This window comes from Zavarzinia aquatilis (assembly GCF_003173035.1).
GTDB classification, from domain to species: domain Bacteria; phylum Pseudomonadota; class Alphaproteobacteria; order Zavarziniales; family Zavarziniaceae; genus Zavarzinia; species Zavarzinia aquatilis.
In genome coordinates this window covers 1-23,207 of the sequence record NZ_QGLE01000007.1, presented here as the reverse complement: position 1 = coordinate 23,207, position 23,207 = coordinate 1, and the positions used below count along the sequence as shown (strand labels likewise).

23 protein-coding genes are annotated in these 23,207 nt (G+C 66.7%); 16 read left to right on the top strand and 7 right to left on the bottom strand.

Features of this window, described 5'->3' with window-relative positions:
* Positions 1-32: 32 nt before the first annotated feature.
* Together DKG74_RS12715 and DKG74_RS12710 are read right to left on the bottom strand one after the other, a co-directional pair.
* A complete protein-coding gene (locus DKG74_RS12715) occupies positions 33-422 on the bottom strand; it encodes a hypothetical protein (RefSeq protein WP_133251580.1) in 390 nt (129 codons plus the stop codon).
* Complete coding sequence (locus tag DKG74_RS12710; RefSeq protein ID WP_109906374.1) at positions 403-831, bottom strand: hypothetical protein; 429 nt, start codon at positions 829-831, stop codon at positions 403-405. The genes DKG74_RS12715 and DKG74_RS12710 overlap by 20 nt, the downstream gene beginning before the upstream one ends.
* 151 nt (positions 832-982) lie before the next feature.
* Here DKG74_RS12710 and DKG74_RS12705 point away from each other — a divergent pair, with 151 nt between their 5' ends.
* From DKG74_RS12705 to DKG74_RS12685, 5 genes are all read left to right on the top strand, one after another.
* Positions 983-1,555, top strand: coding sequence for a cupin domain-containing protein (locus tag DKG74_RS12705; RefSeq protein WP_109906372.1), 573 nt, complete (start codon positions 983-985; stop codon positions 1,553-1,555).
* 12 nt (positions 1,556-1,567) lie between these two features.
* Complete coding sequence (locus DKG74_RS12700) at positions 1,568-2,692, top strand: aromatic ring-hydroxylating oxygenase subunit alpha (RefSeq protein WP_109906370.1); 1,125 nt, start codon at positions 1,568-1,570, stop codon at positions 2,690-2,692.
* 2 nt (positions 2,693-2,694) lie between these two features.
* Positions 2,695-3,063: an AraC family ligand binding domain-containing protein gene (locus DKG74_RS12695; RefSeq protein ID WP_109906368.1), complete on the top strand. Its 369-nt coding sequence runs from the start codon at positions 2,695-2,697 to the stop codon at positions 3,061-3,063.
* A gap of 73 nt (positions 3,064-3,136) precedes the next feature.
* Positions 3,137-5,776, top strand: coding sequence for an alanine--tRNA ligase (gene alaS / locus DKG74_RS12690; RefSeq protein WP_109906366.1), 2,640 nt, complete (start codon positions 3,137-3,139; stop codon positions 5,774-5,776).
* 79 nt (positions 5,777-5,855) lie between these two features.
* Positions 5,856-6,071 (top strand): hypothetical protein, encoded by a 216-nt coding sequence (locus tag DKG74_RS12685; RefSeq protein ID WP_109906364.1) that lies wholly within the window; start codon positions 5,856-5,858, stop codon positions 6,069-6,071.
* 147 nt (positions 6,072-6,218) lie between these two features.
* Here the strand turns inward: DKG74_RS12685 and DKG74_RS12680 are convergent, their stop codons facing one another.
* Entirely contained in the window at positions 6,219-6,824 is a 606-nt protein-coding gene (locus DKG74_RS12680; RefSeq protein ID WP_109906362.1) for a 2-hydroxychromene-2-carboxylate isomerase, read from the bottom strand.
* 95 nt (positions 6,825-6,919) lie between these two features.
* Between DKG74_RS12680 and DKG74_RS12675 the strand changes: the two genes are divergently transcribed.
* A complete protein-coding gene (locus DKG74_RS12675; RefSeq protein ID WP_109906360.1) occupies positions 6,920-7,546 on the top strand; it encodes a glutathione S-transferase family protein in 627 nt (208 codons plus the stop codon).
* 4 nt (positions 7,547-7,550) lie between these two features.
* A complete protein-coding gene (locus DKG74_RS12670) occupies positions 7,551-8,549 on the top strand; it encodes an LLM class flavin-dependent oxidoreductase (RefSeq protein WP_109906358.1) in 999 nt (332 codons plus the stop codon).
* Positions 8,550-8,563: 14 nt separating this feature from the next.
* Here the strand turns inward: DKG74_RS12670 and moaB are convergent, their stop codons facing one another.
* From moaB to DKG74_RS12655, 3 genes are all read right to left on the bottom strand, one after another.
* Positions 8,564-9,082, bottom strand: coding sequence for a molybdenum cofactor biosynthesis protein B (gene moaB / locus DKG74_RS12665; RefSeq protein WP_109906356.1), 519 nt, complete (start codon positions 9,080-9,082; stop codon positions 8,564-8,566).
* The gene (locus DKG74_RS22430) at positions 9,072-10,856 is read right to left on the bottom strand and encodes a lytic transglycosylase domain-containing protein (protein WP_165837664.1); all 1,785 of its coding nucleotides are present in this window, start codon (positions 10,854-10,856) and stop codon (positions 9,072-9,074) included. The genes moaB and DKG74_RS22430 overlap by 11 nt, the downstream gene beginning before the upstream one ends.
* A gap of 106 nt (positions 10,857-10,962) precedes the next feature.
* The gene (locus tag DKG74_RS12655) at positions 10,963-11,790 is read right to left on the bottom strand and encodes a uracil-DNA glycosylase (protein WP_109906352.1); all 828 of its coding nucleotides are present in this window, start codon (positions 11,788-11,790) and stop codon (positions 10,963-10,965) included.
* Between the two features lie 102 nt (positions 11,791-11,892).
* Here DKG74_RS12655 and DKG74_RS12650 point away from each other — a divergent pair, with 102 nt between their 5' ends.
* From DKG74_RS12650 to DKG74_RS12630, 5 genes are all read left to right on the top strand, one after another.
* Positions 11,893-13,542 (top strand): electron transfer flavoprotein-ubiquinone oxidoreductase, encoded by a 1,650-nt coding sequence (locus DKG74_RS12650; RefSeq protein WP_109906350.1) that lies wholly within the window; start codon positions 11,893-11,895, stop codon positions 13,540-13,542.
* A gap of 202 nt (positions 13,543-13,744) precedes the next feature.
* Positions 13,745-15,406: a tetratricopeptide repeat protein gene (locus DKG74_RS12645; protein WP_109906348.1), complete on the top strand. Its 1,662-nt coding sequence runs from the start codon at positions 13,745-13,747 to the stop codon at positions 15,404-15,406.
* Entirely contained in the window at positions 15,396-16,298 is a 903-nt protein-coding gene (locus tag DKG74_RS12640) for a 4-(cytidine 5'-diphospho)-2-C-methyl-D-erythritol kinase (RefSeq protein ID WP_109906337.1), read from the top strand. Before DKG74_RS12645 ends, DKG74_RS12640 begins: the two co-directional genes overlap by 11 nt.
* Positions 16,298-17,146 (top strand): dienelactone hydrolase family protein, encoded by an 849-nt coding sequence (locus DKG74_RS12635; protein WP_109906335.1) that lies wholly within the window; start codon positions 16,298-16,300, stop codon positions 17,144-17,146. The genes DKG74_RS12640 and DKG74_RS12635 overlap by 1 nt, the downstream gene beginning before the upstream one ends.
* Positions 17,147-17,233: 87 nt before the next feature.
* The gene (locus DKG74_RS12630; protein ID WP_109906333.1) at positions 17,234-18,469 is read left to right on the top strand and encodes a DUF445 domain-containing protein; all 1,236 of its coding nucleotides are present in this window, start codon (positions 17,234-17,236) and stop codon (positions 18,467-18,469) included.
* Here the strand turns inward: DKG74_RS12630 and DKG74_RS12625 are convergent.
* On the bottom strand, positions 18,455-19,891 hold the full coding sequence (locus tag DKG74_RS12625) for an amidase (RefSeq protein ID WP_165837663.1): 1,437 nt from the start codon (positions 19,889-19,891) through the stop codon (positions 18,455-18,457). The two genes, DKG74_RS12630 and DKG74_RS12625, sit on opposite strands and share 15 nt — an antisense overlap.
* A gap of 384 nt (positions 19,892-20,275) precedes the next feature.
* Between DKG74_RS12625 and DKG74_RS12620 the strand changes: the two genes are divergently transcribed.
* The 4 genes from DKG74_RS12620 to DKG74_RS12605 all read left to right on the top strand — a co-directional run bounded on the left by DKG74_RS12620 (position 20,276) and on the right by DKG74_RS12605 (position 23,106).
* Complete coding sequence (locus DKG74_RS12620) at positions 20,276-20,797, top strand: GNAT family N-acetyltransferase (RefSeq protein WP_109906329.1); 522 nt, start codon at positions 20,276-20,278, stop codon at positions 20,795-20,797.
* Between the two features lie 163 nt (positions 20,798-20,960).
* Complete coding sequence (locus tag DKG74_RS12615; RefSeq protein ID WP_109906327.1) at positions 20,961-22,388, top strand: aldehyde dehydrogenase family protein; 1,428 nt, start codon at positions 20,961-20,963, stop codon at positions 22,386-22,388.
* 140 nt (positions 22,389-22,528) lie between these two features.
* Positions 22,529-22,783: a type II toxin-antitoxin system VapB family antitoxin gene (gene vapB / locus DKG74_RS12610; protein ID WP_109906325.1), complete on the top strand. Its 255-nt coding sequence runs from the start codon at positions 22,529-22,531 to the stop codon at positions 22,781-22,783.
* 17 nt (positions 22,784-22,800) lie between these two features.
* Positions 22,801-23,106, top strand: coding sequence for a type II toxin-antitoxin system VapC family toxin (locus DKG74_RS12605; protein ID WP_109906323.1), 306 nt, complete (start codon positions 22,801-22,803; stop codon positions 23,104-23,106).
* Positions 23,107-23,207: the final 101 nt, after the last annotated feature.

Sequence of the window (23,207 nt, the reverse complement as noted above, 5' to 3'; positions counted from 1 at the left end):
CGGCTCATGTTGCGCTGCAAGAGAAGTGCCAGTCAGCGCCCGCGGCGGAAGGCGAGGGCGGAGCCGTCCTCTTCGATCAGGCGAATGGTGCCGTCGGCCGACAATTCCAGCCGCGCGGGGCCGGGCGCCGGCTGCTTGCGCTTGTCGAGGCAGGACGACAGGCGGATTTCCCCGGCCTCGCCCCAGGCCCAGGCGCAGGCGACCGGGGCGGGGCCGAAGCCGACCTTCACCTTTTCACCCTCGAAGGTGAGGGTCGAGCCGCCGAACATGGCGACGACGCCGGCCGCTTCCTCGGCGGAAACCGTCTTCGTCGCGGTCAGGGTCAGCAGGCTGAGGGCGCGGTCCACCTGCCATTCGCCTTGAATGTCGGCCCCGGCAAAGGCGGGGCCGGCCAGCAGGACACTAGCGAGGGCGATAGACAACAGGGGCCGGCGAATTCGCGCCGACGACGGCGATGGCATTGCTACTCTCGTCATACGTCATGGATCCCGTGAAGCTGAAGGGCCCGCTGCCCGTGCCGTCGACACAGCGGTCGACTGCGATGGCGGTGCCACTCAGTTTCCAGCGGCAGCGGCCATTGACGCGGTTGCCCATGGCCGGACCGGTGACGAAACTGACGGTATCGCCCGAGAATTCAAAGAACAGCAGGTCTTTGGTCTGGTCCAGCATGGTGCCCAGTTGCGGGGCGGTCTTGCCCGCCGCCGCCATGCTGGCCTTGGTCGCCTCGACGTCGAGGCCGAAGCGGCCCTGCGGTCCGCCCGCGGCCAGGGCCGGCACGGCGGCGGCCAGCGTGAAGCCGAGGACGAGGCCGGGGGCGAGGATACGGGACATGAAGCACTCCAAAGCGCAAAGCTGTGCGATCCTAGCAGATGTCGCCAAATTGGAGATACCCCAACTGGCACCAAGTGAAGTTTGAAAAATCCATCATTGATGGACAAAGTCCGATATTAATATACTTCCAACCTGATCGCGGGTTGGAGCCATGGACGATATCGAGAAGACGAGCCGCCCCCGGGCGAAAATCGGCCACAAGCTGCGGGCACGGCGGCTCGAACTCGGCATGACCCTGGACGAGGTCGCCGCCGCCGCCGCCCTGACCAAGAGTTTCCTGTCGGCGGTGGAACGGGACCAGACCTCGCCCTCCGTCGCGTCGCTGCTCGCGGTGTGCGACGTGCTGCGTCTTCAGGTCGGCGCGCTGTTCGAGGCGGCGGGGGAGGCCGTGGTGCGCGTTGCCGACCGGCGACCGATCGAATTCGGCGGGGAGGGGGTCTCGGACCTGCTGATCTCCCCGGCCTCGACCCGGCGGTTTCAGGCGGTGCTGTCCCATCTCGCGCCCGGCGCCGATGGCGGGGCGGAGCTGTACAGCCTGCGCGCGGCCGAGGTCTTCGTGCTGATCGAGGCGGGCGCCGTCGACATCCGCTTCGATGGCGAGGTGGTGACCCTGTCGGCCGGTGACACGCTGACCTACGACCCACGCCGCCCGCACAGTTTCGGCAATGCCTCGGCGACCGAGCCGGCGGCTGCCCTGTTCATCATCATGCCCGCCCTGTCGTGAAGGTTGCTTGCCATGCCTGACGGTCTGCTCTCCGCGCTCCAGCGCCCCCTCGTGCAGGCGACCGGCCTGCCCGCCGAGGCCTATGCCGACGCCGCCTTCTTCCAGAGGGAACAGGAACGGCTGTGGGCCCGCAGCTGGGTTGCCGTCGCCGCCGCGTCCGATGTTCCGGCGCCCGGCGATCTGCTGCCGCTGACCGTGGCGGGCCAGCCCGTGCTGCTCGTCCGGGGGCAGGACGGGGCCTTGCGTGCCTTTCACAATGTCTGCACCCATCGCGGCCTGCTTCTGGTCGAGGAAGCCGGGCGGGAGAAGCTGCTGCGCTGTCCCTATCACGCCTGGGCCTTCGATCTCGAAGGGGGGCTTCGTGCGACACCCCATGTCGGCGGCATCGGCTGCCATGCGATGGAAGGCTTCGATCCCGCCGATCACGGCTTGAAGCCGATCCGCCTCGCGCGGTGGAACGATCTCGTCTTCCTTAACCTCTCGGGCGACGCGGAGGATTTCGCAGTCCAGATCGCGCCGCTGACCGCGCGCTGGGCGGATTACGATTTCGCTGCGACGAGGCCCGCCGGCCGCATGAATTTCGAAATCGCGGCCAACTGGAAACTGCTGGTGGAGAATTTCTGCGATACCTATCACCTGCCGTTTATCCACCCCCAGGTGAATGAATATTCCAAGGCCGAGGATCATTACGATGTGATCGACGGCGCCATCGTCGGCACCGGCAACCGCACGGCGACGCGGGAAGGGGCGCCCGCGCTGCTGCCGCCGTTCCCTGGCCTTTCGGCGGAAAAAGCCCGGCTCGGCGAATTCCTCACGCTGTTCCCGAACGTGCTGATCTTTCTGATGCCGGACCATTATTTCACCGTCACGGTGACACCGCTCGATGAAGGCCATTCGACCGAGCGGCTGGATTTCCATTTCATCGGTGACGGGGCGACGGCGCCCGAATATGCCGCCCGGCGGCAGGAACTCTACGACCTCTGGGCCGAGCTGAACCGGCAGGACATCGCCATCGTCGAGCGTCTGCAACGGGGCCGGGTGTCGCGCGGATTCGACGGTGGCTGCTTCTCGCCCGCGCTGGAGGCACCGATCCACCACGTCCAGACCCTTGTCGCCTGCCTGATGGAAAGGCCCTGATCATGACCGTGCAATGCTACAAGGCGGCCGACCGCCAGTTCGTGACCTACCTCGGCAAGCCCGGTCAGACCGCGGTCAATTACGCCGAGATCGCCAAGCTGATCGGCCCCGAGGTCTCGTCCTCGATGGGGGCGGGCGTCGTCACCTACCGCCGCCTCACGGTGACCTGGTGCCTGCCCTTCGACGAGGTGCTGGTGATTCTGGCTGGCGCCATGCGCGTGACCTCTTCGGGCGTCACCCACAGCGCCCAGCCGGGCGACGTGCTGTTCTTCCCCAAGGAGACCCCGCTCGACTATGAGGTCGACGACGAGGTCACGCTTTTCTATGTGAAATATCCGGTCGACCGCACCGCCGCCGTGCCCGAGCTGTAACCTGCGGTGGACTTGGGCGCGGAACAAAGGCTAATAAGGCTGATCAATAAGGGTTTGCGCGGTTCAGAGGATCATGAAGAGCATCAACGAGATCCGTTCCACCTTCATCGACTATTTCGTGAAGGCCGGTCATCGTCCTGTCGCCTCCAGCCCGCTGGTGCCGGCGAACGACCCGACGCTGATGTTCACCAATGCCGGCATGGTCCAGTTCAAGGACATTTTCACCGGCAAGGAGCGCCGGGACTATGTCCGTGCCACCACCTCGCAGAAATGCGTGCGGGCCGGCGGCAAGCACAATGACCTCGACAATGTCGGCTATACCGCGCGCCACCATACGTTCTTTGAAATGCTGGGGAATTTCTCCTTCGGCGACTATTTCAAGGAAACCGCGATCGAACTGGCCTGGAACCTGATCACCAGGGATTTCGGCCTGCCCAAGGACAAGCTCTGGGTCACCGTCTATCACGACGATGACGAAGCCTTCAGCTTCTGGAAGAAGATCGCCGGCCTGCCGGACGAGCGCATCGTCCGCATCGCGACCTCGGACAATTTCTGGGCCATGGGCGATACCGGTCCCTGCGGTCCCTGTTCGGAAATCTTCTTCGACCATGGCCCCGGCGTCGCCGGTGGCCCGCCGGGCAGCCCGGACGCCGACGGCGACCGCTATATCGAGATCTGGAATCTCGTCTTCATGCAGTACGAACAGTCGGCCGATGGCACGCGCGTGGCGCTGCCCAAGCCGTCGATCGACACCGGCATGGGGCTGGAGCGGGTCTCGGCCGTGCTGCAGGGCGTGCACAACAATTACGAGACCGATCTGTTCAAGGCGCTGATCGCCGCCTCGGCCGACGCGACGAATACCGACCCGAACGGGCCGATGATCGCCAGCCACCGGGTGATCGCCGACCATCTGCGCGCCTCGTCCTTCCTGATGGCCGATGGCGTCATGCCCTCGAACGAAGGGCGGGGCAACGTGCTGCGCCGGATCATGCGCCGCGCCATGCGCCATGCCCAGCTGCTGGGCGCGAAGGATCCGCTGATGTACCGGCTGGTGCCGGCGCTCATCAAGCAGATGGGCGTCGCCTACCCCGAGCTGATCCGGGCCGAGGCCCTGATCACCGAGACCCTGAAACTGGAAGAGACCCGCTTCAAGCAGACGCTGGAGCGCGGCCTGAAACTGCTCGACGACGAGGTCGAGAAGCTGGGCGCCGGCCAGCCGCTGCCGGGCGATGTCGCCTTCAAGCTCTATGACACCTACGGTTTCCCGCTGGACCTGACGCAGGACGCCCTGCGCGCCAAGGATATCGCGGTGGATACCGACGGCTTCAACACCGCGATGGCGCACCAGAAGACCGAGGCCCGCAAGGCCTGGGCCGGCTCGGGCGAGGCGGCGACCGATCTCGTCTGGTACGAGTTGAAGGAAGAGGTCGGCGCGACCGAATTCCTCGGCTATGAAACCGAAACCGCCGAGGCGAAGATCGCCGGCCTCGTTGTCGACGGCAAGCGCGTGGCCAGCGCCGGCCCCGGCACGGCCGTCGCCATCGTCGTGAACCAGACGCCTTTCTATGGCGAATCCGGCGGCCAGATGGGCGACACCGGCGTGATCCGCGGCCCGGGCTATAGCGTCGCGGTCACCGACACGGCGAAGAAGCTCGGCCTGCACATCCACCTCGGCACGGTCGAAGGCGGCACGATCAAGGTCGGCGACGATATTCACCTCAGCGTCGACAATGGCCGGCGCTCGCGCCTGCGCGCCAATCACTCGGCCACCCATCTGCTGCACAAGGCGCTGCGCGACGTGCTCGGCCCCCATGTCACCCAGAAGGGCTCCATGGTCGCGGAGGAGCGCCTGCGCTTCGACATCAGCCACCCCAAGGCCCTGTCGGACGAGGAGATTGACGCGGTCGAGATCGGCGTCAACGCGGCGATCCGCGAAAACGGCGGCGTCACCACCCGCCTGATGACGCCCGACGATGCGATCAAGGCCGGTGCCCTCGCGCTGTTCGGCGAGAAGTACGGCGAGGAAGTCCGCGTCGTTTCCATGGGCGGGGCTGACCTTGACCATGCCTATTCGACCGAGCTTTGCGGCGGCACCCATGTCTTCCGCACCGGCGATATCGCCGTGTTCAAGATCGTCTCGGAATCCGCCGTCTCGGCCGGCGTCCGCCGGATCGAGGCGCTGACCGGCGCCGCGGCCTTGAAATACATGCGCGACGAGGAAATCCTGCTCAAGAAGGCGGCTTCCGCCCTCAAGGCCTCGCCCGCCGAACTGCCGGATCGGGTCGCCAGCCTGCTCGACGAGCGCAAGCGGCTGGAGCGGGAGCTCGCGGAAGCGAAGAAGCAGCTCGCCACCGGCGGCGGCTCGGGCGGCGGCCTGACCGCCATCGACGTCGGCGGCATCAAGGTCATCGCCAAGAAGCTGGACGGCGTGAATCCGAAAGACCTGCGCGGCCTCGTCGACGAGACCAAGAAGCAGCTCGGCTCGGGCATCGTCGCCTTTGTCGGTGTCAATGACGGCAAGGCGGCGCTGGTGGTCGGCGTGACCGAGGATCTGGTGGCGAAGCACAGCGCGGTCGATCTGATCCGCGTCGGTGTCGAGGCGGTGGGCGGCAAGGGCGGCGGTGGCCGGCCCGATCTGGCCCAGGCCGGCGGCCCGGACGGCGACAAGGCGGATGCCGCGCTCGAGGCCATGGTGAAGGCGATCGGGGGCTGAGAATAGTCCTCGACTTGCAACGCGGCTCGGCTATGGTCGGCGCAAGATTCTACCGGTCGTGCCAAAGGGGATCAGGACCATGAAGGTTTCCGAGCTTATTGCCGAGCTGTCGAAGATCGACGGCGACACTGAACTGCGCCTCGCCATGCCGTTCGACGAAGACGAAGTCGACGTCTATGAAATCGGCGCCATCGACGTGATCGAGGACGACCAGGGCGACTCCGCCGTCCTCCTCATCGCCGAACTCGAATACGAAGACGGCGAGTTCGACGAGGAAGCCGACAACGACGACTGATCCTTCCGGGATCGCGTATCGAAGCCCCGCCGGCGACGGCGGGGCTTTTTGTTTGTTGGGCAAGGAGGGAAACGGTGACCTGAATCGCCCGGGCATCCTCCCGACCCACCTCACCCCGACCCTGGCCAAAGGGGTGAGCGGGGAGACTCACGCCGCCCGCTTCAGGGCTGAAAGGACGAGGGGCAGGCGGTCGTTGCCGAAATACATGTCCGCGCCGTCGACGAACATGGTGGGGGAGCCGAAGCCGCCCCGGGCGATCAACTCCTCGGTGTTGTCCCGCAGGCGCGCCTTGTAATCGGGGCTGTTGATCTTGTCGAAGAAGGCCCGGCGCTCCAACCCGACCTCGTCCAGCACGGGGACGATGACCTCGTCCTGCGAGATATCCTCGAGCCGGCCCCAATAGGCCTCGAACAGGGCGCGGGCATAGGGCACGAGGACGCCCGCCTCCTCGGCGACGAAGCAGCCGCGCATCGCCTTGACGCTGTTGACCGGGAAGACCGGCGGTTGGCCGATCTCGATGCCGGCCTCGCGCGCCCAGTCGGCCATGTCCTTCAGGTAATAGCGCATCTTCACCGGGTTCGGCTTTTCCCGCCAGGCATAGACGCTGTCGTTGACGGCATTGAACACGCCGCCGACCAGAATCGGCCGGAACACGAGGTCGGCGCCGCCTTCGGCCGCCACCGCCTCGATGCGGGTGAAGGCGAGATAGGTCCAGGGGCTGGAGATATCGAAGAAGAATTCGAGCCTGGGCATGGTCCCTCCCGTTTGGGTCTGCCTGTCGTTTTTCGCATGGTGCCACCGAACGGCGCCGTGACACACTCCCCGTCGCAACAATAAGGGGAGCGAACATGACCGGCGATCTGATCCTCTACACCAACCCGATGTCGCGCGGCCGCATCGTGCGCTGGATGCTGGAGGAGGCGGGGGCGAGCTACGAGACCCGTGTGCTCGACTATGGCACCACCATGAAGGCGCCGGACTATCTGAAGATCAATCCCATGGGCAAGGTGCCGGCCATCGTCCACAAGGGCGTGGTGGTGACGGAAACCGCGGCGATCTGCGCCTATCTTGCCGATGTCTATGCCGAGGCGGGCCTGGCGCCGGCCATCGGCGACCCCTTGCGCGGCGCTTATTTCCGCTGGCTGTTCTATGCCGCCGGCCCTTATGAAGCCTCCTTCGGCGACCGGGCGATGGGGATCGAGGTGCCGGCCGACAAGCGCGCCATGGTCGGCTATGGCTGTTTCGCCGACGTGATGAACACGGTCGAGGCCGCGGTCTCGCAAGGCCCCTATATCCTGGGCGAGACGTTCAGCGCCGCCGATGTCTATCTCGGCTCGCAGATCGGATTCGGCCTGCAGTTCGGCATGACCGAGGCGCGGCCGGCCTTCACCGCTTATTGGCAGCGTCTGGCCGCCCGCCCGGCCTATGTCCGGGCGACCGCGCTCGACGATGCGCTGATGCCGAAGACGGCCTGAGGCCATGGCGTTCAGCCTGTCGGTTCTCGACCAGTCGCCGATCCGGGTGGGCGGCACCGCCGCGCAGGCGGTGGCGGAGACCATAGCCCTCGCGCGCCATGCCGAAGCCCTTGGCTATCACCGCTTCTGGTGCGCCGAGCATCATTCCTCGGCCGCTTTCGCGGGTTCGGTGCCGGAAGTGCTGATCGCTCATCTCGCCGCCGTCACCGGGCAGATCAGGGTCGGCAGTGGCGGGGTGATGCTGTCGCATTACGCGCCGCTCAAGGTCGCCGAGAGTTTCCGGATGCTGGAGACTCTCTACCCCGGCCGGATCGACCTCGGCCTCGGCCGGGCGCCGGGCGGCGATCAGCTGACCACCGCCGCGCTGCGGCCCGGGCCGCAGGGCTATGGCCCCGAGGTCTTTCCCGAACAGCTGATGGACCTCTGTGCCTTCCTGACGGGACGGATGGATGCGCAGCATCCCTTTGCCCGGGTCCATGCCCAGCCGCAGGGGCCGTCGATGCCGGACCTGTGGCTGCTCGGCTCGGGCGGCGATTCGGCAGCCTATGCCGGGGCGATCGGGGCCGGTTTCGGCTATGCCCATTTCATCAACCCGGACAATCTGGAACAGGCGATCGAAACCTATCGCCGCAGCTTCCGGCCCGGCCTGTTCGACAAGCCCCGGGTGATGCTGGCGCTTTTCGCTCTCGCCGCCGATACCGAGGAGGAGGCACGCTTCCTGGTGCGGACACGGGACGTCTGGGTGCTGAACCTGCTGGCCGGGCGCAATGTGCCGTTCCCGGATCCGGCAAGCATCGACCTCGACAATCTGCCGCCCGCCGCCCGCCAGCGGCTGGACCTCGTCGGCGCCCGCGGCATTTCGGGCGATGCCGCCACGGTCAAGGCGCGGATCGCCCGCCTCGCCGCCAGTGTGGGCGCGGAGGAAGTGATGGTGGTAACCATCACCTACGACTTCGCGGCGCGCCTGCGGTCTTACGAATTGCTGGCGCCCGGCGGGGCTTGAGGGGGGAAAATTCCTCAGAAGCGGTCCATCAGCTCGACGAAATTGCAGGGCCGGAAGCGGCTGTCGAGCTGGGTTTTCAGGATGTCGTCCCAGGCATCCCGGCAGGCAGAGGGGGAGCCGGGCACGGCGAACAGCAAGGTGCGGCCGGCAATGCCGCCAACGGCCCGCGACTGGATGGTCGAGGTGCCGATCTTGGCGTAGGACAGCCAGCGGAACAATTCGCCGAAGCCCTCGATTTCCTTCTCGAACACGGCGCGGAAGGCTTCCGGCGTCACATCGCGTCTCGTGATGCCGGTGCCGCCGGTGGAGATCACCACCTCGACTGTCGGGTCGGCGATGAAGGCGCGCAGCCGCGCTTCGATGGCCGGGGCATCGTCGGTGACGAGGTCGCGGGCGGCGAGGATATGGCCGTCGGCGGTCAGCCGTTCGACCAGCGTATCGCCCGAGCGATCTTCGGCCGGCGTCCTTGTATCGGAAATGGTCAGGACGGCGATGCGCACCGGCCTGAAGACGCGCGAGGGGTCAACCGGCATTGCGTTTCGTGCCGATGCGAATGGCATCCCGATCCTGCGGGACATAGATCGGCCAGCCGCCCGAGGCCGCGGCATCGAGGGTTTCCAGGGTCTGGCCGAGGCGGGCCTGATAAATCCAGAAATTGGCCAGGATGCGCTCGATGAACAGGCGGGTTTCGGCGGCCGGAATGCTCTCGATGAAGAGCAGGGGGTCGCCGTTGTATTTCACCTCGTCCAGCCATTTGATCGCGGCGCCGGGCCCGGCGTTGTAGGAGGCGGCGACGAGGAACAGATTGTTGCCGATATCCGCGCTGCCCATCAGCATTTCGATATAGGCCTGACCGAGGCTGAGGTTGATCCCCGGGTCGGTCAGATTCTGCATCTTGCGGCCAAGGTCGAGGCCGCGGCGGTCGGCGACGATGCGGGCGGTCGCCGGCATCAGCTGCATCAGGCCGATGGCGCCCACCGGACTGCGCGCGTGGACATTGAAACCGGATTCCTGCTTGGCGAAGGCGAAGAGCAGGGCGCGGTCGACGCGCAACCCCTCGCTGGGCCGCCAGGCGGGCACCGGATAGCGGCCACTGCCATGACTGGCCGGATCGACGAGGCCGAGGCGGACGGCGAGGGCGTCGATGCCCGAGGTCTCGGTCGGCGACAGGCGGGCGCGCATCTGGCCCAATTCGGCGCTGGCGAGATCGCTCTCGCCGATGGCGGCGAGGGCGGCGGCGCGCTGGACCGAAGGATCGAAGGCGAGGGCATTCAGCGAACGGGCGTCGATCTGGCCAAGATCAGGCGTCGCGGCGATGTCGCGTCCGAGCAGGCGCGTCGCCATCAGGCCATAGAAACTGTTGGGGTAGGCGGCGGCGATGCTGAGGTGATCGAGCACACGCTCCGGCCGGCCGGCGACGAGATCGGCGCGCGCTGCCCAGAAGGCGGCGGCCGAAACAACCCAGACCGAGACATTGTCCGCTTCGGCGAGCGCCGCGAAGTGAATCCCCGCCCGCTCCGGCTCACCCAGACGCCAGGCGGCGAGGCCAGCGGTCCAGTCCGCCATCGGCACTTCGGCGCGCGAGCGATCGGCGACGGCGGAAGCAAGCTCGTAGGCCGAACGGTCGTCGCCCATCCGATAGTAATGAAAGGCGATATCGGCCCGGGCTATTTCCTGTTCCAGCGGGTCGAGGCGACCGCCCACCCTGGGCTCCTCCAGCAGCTGGACGGCCTGATCCGGCCGGTCCGCGCGCAAGGCGGCGGCGATGCGCGGCGCGATGGCGCGCGTGACGCCGGTGCGCGAGGCATCGTCCCGGCCGCGCGGCTCGAGCGGCATCATGTCGAGCGGGGAGGCCATCATGTCGAGAGCGCCGACGGTCCCGCGCGAGGCGGCGAAACCGTCGCCCGCGCCGGATGGCGTCGCGGCCGCGGCCAGCGCCTCGACTTCCTCGTAACCCGGCAACTCGTCGTAGGCGGCGAGCCATTCGGCCAGCTCCCGCTGGCTGGCGCTGTAGCGCGCCGTGTCCAGATAGCGCTCGCGCAGCAGGTGCCCGACCAGCATCAGATCGTCGAGATTGGCGATCTGGCGGTCCGCCTCGGCGTAATCGCCGCGCTGCTGCGCGTCGAAGGCGGCGCGGTACCGGCGAAGATCCTCGCGCGAGAGATTGTGCAGGGGCTTGGTTTCGGCCAACACGCCGTCACCCGCGATGGCCTTGCCGGGCAGGGTTTCCGCCGCCGTGGCCAAGGCGGGAAGCGCAAGACATGACAATGCGGTCGCCGTCGCGATACCGCGCCAGCGCCGCGCCATTCCACGGCCTGTCCGTGCCTTAAACCCCATTCACGTGCCTTGCCCGTGCAAATCCCCGGGCAGAGGGTAAGGCAGCCGGCGACTTCTGCCAAGCCGGATCGATTCGTCAGTCCAGCAGACGGCGGCGCACCGCCAGCAGGTCGTGCCAGGCCTCGCGCTTGGCTTGGGGCTGGCGCAGCAGATAGGCCGGGTGCAGGGTCGGCATCGCGGGAATGCCGCGCCAGTCGTGCCAGCGCCCGCGTGTCCTGGTGATGCCGTCGCCGAGGCCGAGCAGGGCCGAGGTCGGCGTCGCGCCGAGGAGGAGGATCGCCTTGGGTTTCGACAGTTCGATCAGCCGCTCGACGAAGGGCAGGCAGGCGGCGGTCTCGACCGGATCAGGCTTGCGGTTGGCGGGTGGGCGCCAGAACAGGATGTTGGCGATATAGGCATCGCGCGCCCGGTCGCGCCCGATGGCGGCCAGCATCTTGTCCAGCAACTGGCCGGCGCGGCCGACGAAAGGCTTGCCCAGGCGATCCTCGTCCGCCCCCGGCGCTTCGCCGATCAGCATCAGGTCGGCCCCGAAGGTGCCGTCGGCGATCACCGTGTTCAGCGCCCCGGCCTTGAGCGGGCAGCCCTCGAAGGCCCGAATCGCCGCTTCGAGGGCGGCAATATCGTCGCAGGCGGCGGCGAGTTCGCGGGCGCTGGCCGCCGCCGCGGTCTCGGCCGGCGCGGGAGCGCGAGCCGCAGCGGGTGGACGCGACGCAAAACCCTGCGCGCCCGTGGAAACCGGCGCGGACGCAGGGGAAGCGGGACGCTCCGGCGCGGGCGCGGGCGCGCGGGCGAGGGCCTGCCGCGAGGTCTCGAAACGGTCGATCGGGACATCGGACAGGGCCTCGTCGACCCCGACCGACAGATACCATTCGAGGATTGTCCCGATTTCTGTGATTTGATCCATGGATTGACAATAGCACTGACGCTATGTTCCCGCTTCACATCTTGGGGCCGAAAGGCCGGGCCAGACCAGATTCAGGGCATAGCGGGGTTAGGAGGAGGGCTAATGGAACGCGAGGCGATGGAGTTCGATGTGGTCATTGTCGGCGCAGGGCCGGCTGGCCTGTCGGCGGCGATCAAGTTCAAGCAGCTCTGTGCCGAGCAAGGCAAGGACTACACGGTCTGCGTGATCGAGAAGGGCTCCGAGGTCGGCGCCCATATTCTCTCCGGGGCCGTGCTTGATCCGAAGGCGCTGAACGAGCTGCTGCCCGACTGGAAGGAGCGCGGCGCGCCCCTGAACACGCCGGTGATCGAGGACAAGTGGCTGGTGCTGACCGAGAAGAAGTCGGTTTCGCTGCCCGGCTTCATCATGCCCGGCTTCATGCACAACCACGGTAACTATATCGTCAGCCTCGGCAACGTCTGCCGCTGGCTCGCCGCCCAGGCCGAGGAACTCGGCGTCGAGATCTATCCGGGCTTCGCCGCCGCCGAAGTGCTCTATCACGAGGATGGCTCGGTGAAGGGCGTCGCCACCGGCGACATGGGCATCGGCCGCGACGGTCACCACAAGGACACCTATACCCCGGGTGTCGAGCTTCACGCCAAATACACCTTCTTCGCCGAAGGCGTGCGCGGCAGCCTGTCCAAGGAAATCATCGCGCATTATGGCCTGCGCGAGGGCAAGCAGCCGCAGACCTATGGCATCGGCATCAAGGAATTGTGGCAGATCGACCCGGCGAAGCACCGCGAAGGCCTCGTGATGCACGCCCAGGGCTGGCCGCTGGACAAGAAGACCGCGGGCGGCGCCTTCCTTTACCACCTCGAGGACAATCAGGTCGCGGTCGGCTATGTCGTCGCCCTCGACTACTGGAACCCCTATCTCTCGCCGTTCGAGGAATTCCAGCGTTTCAAGACCCACCCGGATATCCGCGGCTTTTTCGAGGGCGGCAAGCGCATCGCCTATGGCGCCCGCGCCATCAACGAGGGCGGTTACCAGTCGATCCCGAAGCTGACCTTCCCGGGCGGCGTGCTGATCGGCTGCTCCGCCGGCTTCGTCAACGTGCCCCGCATCAAGGGCAGCCACAACGCCATGAAGACCGGCATGATGGCCGCCGAAGCCGCCTTCGAGGCGCTGGAAGCCGGTCGTGAGGGTCATGACGAGTTGTCGGATTACGCGAACAAGTTCTCGACCTCGTGGGTTCACGACGAGCTGTTCAAGGTCCGCAACGTCCGCCCGGCCCTGAAGTGGGGCACGGTGAAGGGCACGATCTACGGCGGCTTCGACATGTGGATGAGCCATCTTGGCCTGCCGCTGCCCTGGACCCTCGGCCATCACCCGGACAATACGTCGCTGGTGAAGGCGAAGAACGCGCCCAGGATCGAATACCCGAAGCCCGACGGCAAGATCAGCTTCGATCGCCTGTCCTCGGTGTTCCTGTCGAACACCAACCATGAGGAAGACCAGCCGATCCATCTGACGCTGAAGGACCCGACGGTGCCGATCCGCATCAATCTCGCGGAATACGACGCGCCGGAACAGCGCTACTGCCCGGCCGGCGTCTACGAGATCGTCGGACAGGACAAGGGCGAGCCGCGGCTGCAGATCAACGCGCAGAACTGTGTGCACTGCAAGACCTGCGACATCAAGGATCCGACCCAGAACATCAACTGGGTGGTGCCGGAAGGCGGTGGCGGTCCCAATTATCCGAATATGTAATCTGTAAGTTGTAATCTTTACGGTGTCGCCGCGTCCCTCCAAGGGATACGCGGCGACATCGGTGACTTGGACCTGTTGCAAAGGGGCACTTGCGGTTAAATTGGCCACCATGAAAACAGGTTCCAAGCTCGGGCGACGGACTGTCGGGCGTCGCGGTCTCGCCATTTCCCTCATTGCCGGTCTGCTCGTTTCCGGTTGCGGAATGCCCAGCGCCGCGACGTCGGACGGCGTCCCTGCGTCGGTTGACGCGGTCGAAGTGCACAGTCTGACCGGCGCCTATCTGTCGGCCCGTCTCGCGGCCGGTATGCAGGATTCGGCCGCCGCGGCACTGCTCTACGACGGTGCCCTGCGCCTCGATCCCGGCAATACGCTGCTGCGCCGTCAGGCCATGATGTCGGCCCTGCTCGTCGGCGACTATGTCGACGCCGCCACACATGCCGAGATCATCGCCCGCCTGGAGCCGAGCGACACGGTCGCGCCCCTCGTCGCCGCCATCGGCGACATGCGCGTCGGCCGCTATGTCGAGGCACGAAAGAGGCTGGAAAGCCTGACGTCCAATCCCGCGCTCGACATCATCGGGCCGATCCTGATCGCCTGGTCCATCGCCGGTACGGGCGATACCGACGGCGCCCTGAAGGCGCTGGAGAAGCTGGGCGATGCGCAGGGTGTGCGGCCGTTCAGGCTCTATCACACGGCGCTGCTCGCGTCCTTCGGCAATCAGCCGGCGCTGGCCGCCAAGGCGTTCGAGGCCCTGCGCGCTTCGCCCGCGGGTAACTGGGTGCATACGCTGCTGGCGGAAGGCGCCTTCCTCGAAAGCAACGGCCATCAGGACGCGGCGCGGGCGCTCTATCGCGCGGCGCTGAAGGCCAGCAACAACCTCTCGATCGCGGCCGCGCTTCAGCGGACCGAGGCGGGCGTCGCGCCGACGCCCGTGGTCTCGACCGCGGTCGAGGGCGTCGCCGAGGCCATGTATGGCATCGCCAGTCTGCTGACCCAGGGCGGCGCGAACGAACCCGTTCTCGTCTACCTCCGCCTTGCGACCATGGCGAAGCCCAATTTCCCGGAAGCCCAGGCCCTGCTGGCCGAAACCTTCGAGGAAATCGGCGACAAGGACGCGGCGATGGCGCTGTTCCGCGCCATTCCCGAAGGCTCGGAGCTGCGGCCCATGGCGGAAATCCGCTATGCCATGCTGCTGTCCCAGGCGGGAGGCGCCGATGAGGCGCTGGCGCTTCTCGACAAGCGTATCGCCTCTGGCAACCAGATCATCGAGGCCCTGGTCGCCAAGGGCGACATTCTGCGCGAGCGCGAGGATTTCGCCGCCGCCGCCGATGTCTATGGCGAGGCGATCGAGACGATCGGCGGCCCCGATCCCCGTTACTGGAGCATCTGGTTCTCGCGCGGGATCTGTCTCGAGCGGTCGCGCCAATGGCAGGCGGCGGAGGTCGATCTGATGCAGGCGCTCGAACTGCGCCCGGATCAGCCGAGCGTGCTCAACTATCTCGCCTATTCCTGGGTCGAACAGGGACGCAACCTGAAGCGGGCCGAGACCATGCTCGTCAAGGCCGTGAACGACCGTCCGGATGACGGTTACATCGTCGACAGCCTGGGCTGGGTTTATTTCCGCCAGGGCCGTTTCGCCGAGGCGGTCGAGACGCTGGAAAAAGCGGTGCATCTGAAGCCGGGCGATCCCACGGTGAACGACCATCTGGGCGATGCCTATTGGGCGGTCGGCCGCAAGCTGGAAGCGGAGTTTCAATGGCGCACCGCGCTGGCGCTGAAACCCGACGACGAGCAGAAGCCGCTGATCGAGGGCAAGCTCGAGAAGGGGCTGGCGCCGGAGAAACTCGTCCCCGGTGCAGACTGACGCGCTCGCCGGTCTCGCCCCGGCCAAGGTCAATCTCTATCTGCATGTCACCGGCCGGCGCGCCGACGGTTACCATCTGCTCGATTCGCTGGTCGTCTTCGCCGATATCGGCGACAGGGTCGCGGTCGAGCCGCTGGCGGAAGGCCGCCTTCGTCTCGAAATCGGTGGGCCGTTCGCTGCCGCCCTCGATGGCGACATCGGCGACAACCTCGTACTGCGCGCGGCGCGGGCTCTGCGGGACGCGGCGGGACGCGCCGAGTTGGGCGCCGCCATTCGCCTCGACAAGAATCTGCCGGTGACCGCGGGGTTGGGCGGTGGCTCCGCCGACGCGGCGGCTGCCTTGCGCCTGCTGCGGCGCCTGTGGTCACTCGATCTCGGCAATGCCGTCCTGAAGGATATCGCCCTTGGCCTTGGCGCCGATGTTCCGGTCTGTCTCGACAGCCAGCCCCGGCACATGACGGGCATCGGCGAGGTCGTCACGCCGGTTCGGGGCGAGGCCGTCCTCGCGGACATGGGCATCGTCCTCGTCAATCCGCGGCAGGGCCTGCCGACGCCTGCGGTGTTCCGTGCGCTTGCCGGGCGATTCGGAGCGGCGCAGCCCTTGAGCGAGCTTCCCGCCGATGCAGCCGATGTGGTCGCAGCCCTTGCCGCGCGGCGCAACGATCTGCAGTCGCCCGCCATCGAACTCTGTCCCGTTATTGGGGAAATCATCGAGACCCTCGGCGCGACGGATGGTGTTCTGCTTGCGAGGATGAGCGGCTCCGGTGCAACCTGCTTCGGCCTGTGCGCGGATCGGACGGCCGCGCGATCCGCGGCGCTGCATCTCCGCGGGGCTCGGCCCGACTGGTGGGTAGCCGGCGGGGGACTGTGGCAGGGGCGGGAGGAGCCTTGATGATCGAACGGCGCCTTGCGCCCCGGTGGGGAGCGGTCCTGATCGCCACGTTCCTCGTTCTTTTTGTCGCCGCCTGTTCGTCGCGGCGGTCGGGCGATGCCATGCCGGGCCAGGCGAATGGCGGCGCCAATCTGTCGGATATCGAGCTGACCTGGTATCAGGCCGTCGTCGCCCTGCCGCCTTCTCGCCCGGGGGAGGAGGTGACCCTCGCCCGTATGGCCGATGTCATCGCCAAGCCGCCGAAATGGGAACGGGCGCCGACCACCGTCATCTACCTGCACGGCTGCACCGGGCTCGGCGACCTGTCCACCCTGAAGTTCCTCGCCGCCGCGGGCTATCTCGTCATCGCCCCCGATTCCATGGCGCGGCGCTATCGGCCCTTGCAATGCGACGTCGCCACCGGGCGTGGTGGCTTCAATCTCTTCGTCTACGATTTCCGCCTGACGGAACTGTCCTACGCCATCCACAATATCGCGCGGCTGCCCTGGGCCGATTCCAGCGATCTCTTCGTCCTTGGTGGCAGCGAGGGCGGGGTCGCCGCCGCGCTCTATCGTGGCGACAATCTGCGGGGCCGCATCATCGCGGCCTGGACCTGCCATGGCGCGCCCATCGTCGCCGGCCTGTCATCGCCGCCGATGGAGCCGGTGCTGAGCATCGTCGCCTCGGACGATCCCTGGTACGCCGAAGGTGTCGCGGTCGGCCAGTCGGGCGATTGCGGGGAGTTCATGGCCGGGCGCCCCAACGCCCTCTCCGTCGTGCTCGAACAAGGCGAGGGGCACGCCGTGCTCGCAAGTCCGGCGGGACGTCAGGCGATCCTCGATTTCCTGGCGCTCTGGCGCAAGCGCTGACACTGCCCCCGCATTGGGGGCAGCGCCCGCTTGTGGGGTTTCCGCCCGCGCACTAGCTTCGGAAAAAAATCCGGGGAGAGGCCGTTCATGTCCGATCTCGCTGCCGCCTGGCAGGAGTTCCAAGCGCATCCCGATTTCTGGGGGATCGTTTCCATTCCCGTCGTCGCCGCCTTCGTGACCTGGGGTCACGTCTGGATGGCGATCAAGATGGTCTTCTATCCCATCGACTTCGTCGGTTACCGGCCGCTGTTCCTTGGCTGGCAGGGCATCATTCCGCGCAAGGCCGAGAAGATGGCGGGGATCGTGGTCGACAAGACCCTGACCAAGCTCGGCACGGTCGGCGATTTCCTCAACGAGATGAATCCCGAGCTGATCGCGGCCTATGTCGCCAATGCGATCGAGCGCCGGATCGAAGACATCGTCGACGAGGTGATGGAGGAGCACAACAAGGTCCTGTGGCAGAACCTGCCCCGGCTCATGCGCAACCGGGTCTACGACCATGTGCGCGAGAAACTGCCCGAGGTCATGATCGAGCTGATGATGGAAATCATGGCCGACGTCGACAATCTGGTCGACGTCCGCGAAATGGTGGTCCGTCAGATGGCCGGCGACCGGCGCCTGATGGTGCGCATGTTCCAGGAGGTCGGCGCGAAGGAGTTCAAGTTCATCGTCGACGTCAGCTTCTGGATCGGCCTCGTCTTCGGCTGTCTGCAGATGGTGCTGTTCTGGTTCGTGCCGGCCCATTGGCTGCTGCCGGCCTATGCCGCCGCGCTGGGCTGGATTACCAACTGGCTTGCGCTCGCCATGGTGTTCCGCCCGCTGCATCCGGTGAAACTGGGGCCGTTCCGGCTGCAGGGCGTGTTCCTGAAACGGCAGAACGAGGTCGCCGAGAAATTCGCCGAACTCTCGGCGAACGAATTGCTGACCATCGGCCAGATCACGCGGGAGATCATCACTGGCAAGCACTCCAGCCGTACCCGCGGCATCGTGAAGCGCCGGATCATGCCGATTCTCGAATCCCCGGTCGCGCGGGCGACCATGCAGCTCACCCTCGGCACCGAAAGCTATGCCGCGATGAAGCGCAAGGTCGCCGAGATGTCGACCGACTTCGCCCTCGATCCGATGGAGGACGCGAAATTCAACCGCGAGCGGGCGAAAGTGCTGCAGGTCCGCCTCGCGGAAAAAATCCGCGCCCTGCCGACCGAGGAGTTCCAGGACATGCTGCGGCCCGCCTTCCAGGAGGATGAGTGGATCCTCCTGGTGCTGGGCGCGGTCACCGGCCTCGCGGCCGGCTCCCTGCAACTGCTGCTAGGCTTTAAATGACGGACGAAGGTCGCCCCAGGGGGCGGCCTTCTCGATCTGGGCGGCGAGGCGGATGAGCAGGGCCTCATCGCCCAGGCGGGCCGCGAATTGAACCGCGCGCGGCAGGCCGGTGGCATCCAGTCCGGCCGGTATCGCCATGGCCGGCTGGCCGGTCATGTTCTGCAACCCGGTGAAACTGGTGTAGCGCCTGATCGCCGCCACATAGGCGCCGACGTCGGCCGGGCTGAGGGAGAGCACGCCGATCTCGGGCGGACTGTCGGGCAGCAGCGGCGTCAGCAGCAGGTCGAAGCGACCGTCGTCGAGGAAGGCGGCCATCTGGCGCCCGACGAGATGAATGGCGGCAATGCAGTCGAGATAGGCCGTCGCGGACAATCCGCGCCCGCCTTCGGCCAGGAAGCCGGTGACCGGCTCGACGGGCACGTCGTCGCGTCCGGTCGCCTGGCGGCGGAGGTCCACCGCCCGCGCGACATTGGCGGCGATGATGGATTGCTGGGCCGAGGCAAGGGTCGAGCCGTCGATCGGCAGGGCCGCCACTTCGATCACCTCGTGGCCGAGATCCGCCAGCACCCGGCGCATGAGGTCGATGGCCTCGAGCGCCGGTGGGGCGAGGGTGGTCGGGTTCACGCCGCCAAGGCACAGGGCAATGCGCAGCCGGCCCACGGGCGCGCCGATTTCGTAGAGCAGCGGTCGGGCCGGCGCGGGGGCTGCGTAGGGATCGCCCGGCGCGAGCTGGCTGGTGACGTCGAGCAGGGCTGCCGAGTCGCGCACGCTGCGGCTGACGGCGTGGACGGTCGACATGCTGCCCCAGCCTTCGCCCGCGTCGGGCGCCATGGTGACGCGGCCCCGGCTGGGTTTCAGGCCGAACAGGCCGCAGCAGGCGGCCGGGATGCGGATCGAGCCGCCGCCGTCCGAGGCATGGGCGAGGGGGATGATGCCCGCCGCGACCGCAGCCGATGCACCGCCCGACGAGCCGCCGGAGGTGCGTGAAAGGTCGAAGGGATTGCGGGTAATGCCATGAGGCACGCTCTCGGTGGTCGAGGTCAGGCCGAATTCCGGCGACGTGGTGCGGCCGAACAGCACGAAGCCCGCCCGGCGATAGCGCTCGATCAGGGTGCTGTCGTGATCGCAGACATAGCCTTCGTAAAGCCGGCTGCCGTTGGTCAGCGGCCAGCCCATGACATGGGCGTTCATGTCCTTGATCAACATCGGCACGCCGGTGAAGGGGCCGCGCGGCAGGCCCCGGTCGATCTGGCGCCGGGCATCCGCCTCGTTGAGGGCGATCACCGCGTTGATGGCCGGGTTGTGCCGCGCGACCTGGGCCAGCGCGATATCCAGCAGTCTGTCGGGCGTGGTTTCTCCTCGTGCCACCAGCTCGGCCAGGCCGAGCGCATCCTTTGCCTCGTAATCTTCGATACCGATCATTTCAGCCCCCTGCCGGACTCGCTCTTGTCGTTGTTTGGTTCCGGAAGCAAAACCTAAGCCCATGCTTTATCGCGGGGCAACGCTTGTCCTACAGTTGCGCATTCGCAACGCTTGACCGTGGGGAACGAAGGGGGCGGATCGGCGTTTGGGTCTGTGCCCCGGCTATGCTAGGAAATGGCCCATGACGATGCTGCTGCTGTTGCGACGACGACGCCCGTGCCTGCCCGGGGCCTTGCCCGGTCTTGCAGGCCAGCGCCCGCGCGCCCGCGGTCAGGACCTGACCCTGACGCCGCGCCGGCGATAGGTGACCGCGCCGGTTTCCCGGTACGGAGAGTGACAAATGTTCGGGGCATGACATCGCCCCAGTCATGGCAGCGCAGTACAATGACCACCCTGATGCTGGAACGGCCGGAAGACGGCCCCGCGATCGAAGCCCTGATCGACACCGCCTTCGGGCCCGAGCGGTTCTCGAAGACCGTCTACAAGTTCCGCGACGGCGTGCCGCCGGTGCCCGAGCTGTGTTTCGTCGCCTATGACCACAGCGAACTGGTCGGCTCCCTGCGCTTCTGGCCGATCCTGATCAACGGGCATACCGAAGCGATCCTGCTCGGCCCGCTCGCGGTCGATCCGCGGCGGCGGGGGGAGGGGATCGGCGCCGCCCTGATGTGGCACGGTCTCGCCGATGCCCAGCGCAAGGGCCACAGGATCGTCATCCTGGTCGGCGACTTCGACTATTACGTCAAGTTCGGTTTCCGGCGCGAGCCTTGCGAGCGGCTGGAGTTGCCAGGCTGGGTCGACCGCAAACGCTTTCTCGCCCGGGCGCTGGTGCCCGGCGCGGTCGACAATCTCTCGGGCATGATCGGCAAGTGGCTGCCCCCCGCCGAGCGTTCGCGCGACGTCGCCTGACCTTTGCGGTCGCGCGACGTCGCTTGAGGCCGTCTCAAAGCACGGTTTGACGCAAACGGCTTTGTCGCTCCCCACGGTCCCGTGGATCGTGGCGGACGTGGCTTGGCTTGTGCCCGAATCGGGCTAGAGTTTGCTTCCTGCCCAGCGCCGTGAGGGGAACCTGATGTCCAATCATCTGAAATTCTATATTGACGGGGCCTTTGTCGATCCGCTGGTGCCGGCGACGCTCGACGTGATCAATCCGGCGACGGAGGAGGCCTATACGAAGATTTCGGTCGGCACCGCCGCCGATGTCGACCGGGCCGTTTCCGTCGCGCGCGCGGCCTTTCCCGCCTTCGCGAAGACGCCGAAGGCGGAACGCCTGGCGATGCTGAAGCGCATCCTCGAGATCTACAACGAGCGTTACGAGGATATCGCCCGCGCGGTCTCCGAGGAGATGGGCGCGCCGCTGTCCTTCGCCCGCGCGGCGCAGGCCTGGGCCGGTCAGGTCCATATGGAAGCCACCATCAAGGCGATGGAGGAATTCACCTTCGAATATCCCCGGGGTTCCACCCGCATCGTGATGGAGCCGATCGGCGTCGTCGGCCTGATCACGCCGTGGAACTGGCCGCTGAACCAGATCGTGTGCAAGGTTGCGCCGGCCATCGCCACGGGCTGCACCATGGTGCTGAAGCCGTCGGAGATCGCGCCGATCTCGGGCATCGTCTTCGCCGAGATCATGCACGCGGCGGGCATCCCCAAGGGCGTGTTCAACCTCGTCAACGGCACCGGGCCGGATGTCGGCCAGGTCATGGCCTCGCACCCGGGGATCGACATGGTCTCCTTCACCGGCTCGACAAGGGCGGGCATCATCGTCGCCAAGTCGGCGGCGGACACGGTGAAGCGCGTGGCGCAGGAGCTGGGCGGCAAGTCGGCCAACATCATCCTGCCGGACGCCGACCTCGAGGCGGCGGTGACGGCGGGCGTGGGTGGCTGTTTCGGCAATTCGGGCCAGTCGTGCGACGCGCCGACCCGCATGTTCGTGCCGGCCGAGCGCCACGCCGAGGCGCTGGAGATCGCCAGGGCGGCGGCGGAGACCCACAAGGTCGGCGATCCGCTGGCGGAAGACACGGTGCTGGGGCCCCTGGTCTCGCAGCTGCAGTTCGACAAGGTGCAGCGCCTGATCAAATCCGGCATCGACGAGGGCGCGACCCTGGTCACCGGCGGCCTCGGCCGGCCGGACGGTCTCAACCGCGGCTACTATGTGAAGCCGACGGTGTTCGGCAATGTGCAGCACGAGATGACCATCTCGCGCGAGGAAATCTTCGGCCCGGTGCTGTCGATCCTGCCCTATGCCAGCGAGGCCGAGGCGATCGAGAAGGCGAATGACACGGTCTACGGTCTTGCCGCCTATATCGCCTCGACCGATCTCGACCACGCCCGCGCCGTCGCGCGCGAACTGCGGGCGGGCACGGTGAACATCAACTACCCCGACTGGGACACCCACGCGCCCTTCGGCGGTTACAAGCAGTCGGGCAATGGCCGCGAATACGCCGACTGGGGCATCCACGACTTCCTCGAGATCAAGGGCATCGTCGGCTACGGCGACTGAGCCGGACCCGGGCCGAACAGAAAACCCCGCCGGGCGACCGGCGGGGTTTTTTGATTGTCCGAGCCCTGCGAGCAAGGTGAGGCGTGAATCGCCATATGTCAGGCATAGGCTAAGCGGACATGCCATCCTGAAGGCTCGAAATGCCGCGCACCGTGTCCATTTTCCGCAACAACCGTAATCAGGCGATCCGCCTGCCCAAGGAATTCGAGGTCCACGGCGTGAGCGAGCTGACCATCGAGCGTCAGGGCGATGCGATCCTGCTGCGCCCGGTCCGGCCCGACGGGCTGTCCCTGAAGGACGAGCCGCGCGGCGATGCCGGTTTTCTGGTCCAGCGGCCCGACCTTATCGACGAGGGACGGTTTTCCCTCGATGAAAGTGATGAGGGCGAGAGCTGAGGAGGCGCAGGACGAAAATGCCCGACGTCTACATGCTCGATACCAATATCTGTTCGTGCTTCATGCGCGAGCGTCCGGCCTCCGTGATCGAGCGGTTGCAACGGGCCGCGGACCGGCAGCACCGCATCGTCATATCGGTCATCACCTATTACGAGATGCTGCTGGGCACTGTGGGGCGCCATGCCTCGCCCCGCCACGCGAAGCTGGTGGAGGCTTTCGTCTCGCGCCTCTCCGCCATCCTGCCGTGGGATTCTGTGGCGGCAGAAAAATCCGCGGCCATCAGGCGCGATCTGGCGATGAATGTAGCGCGCCGTGCAAATTGAGCACACGCGCCGAGCAAATTGAGCACGGTGGATGGACCTCAATCCGGCGCTCTCCAGCCGATGAAGCCCGCCCCATGACCCTGTCCGTCTGTAGGGTGTCG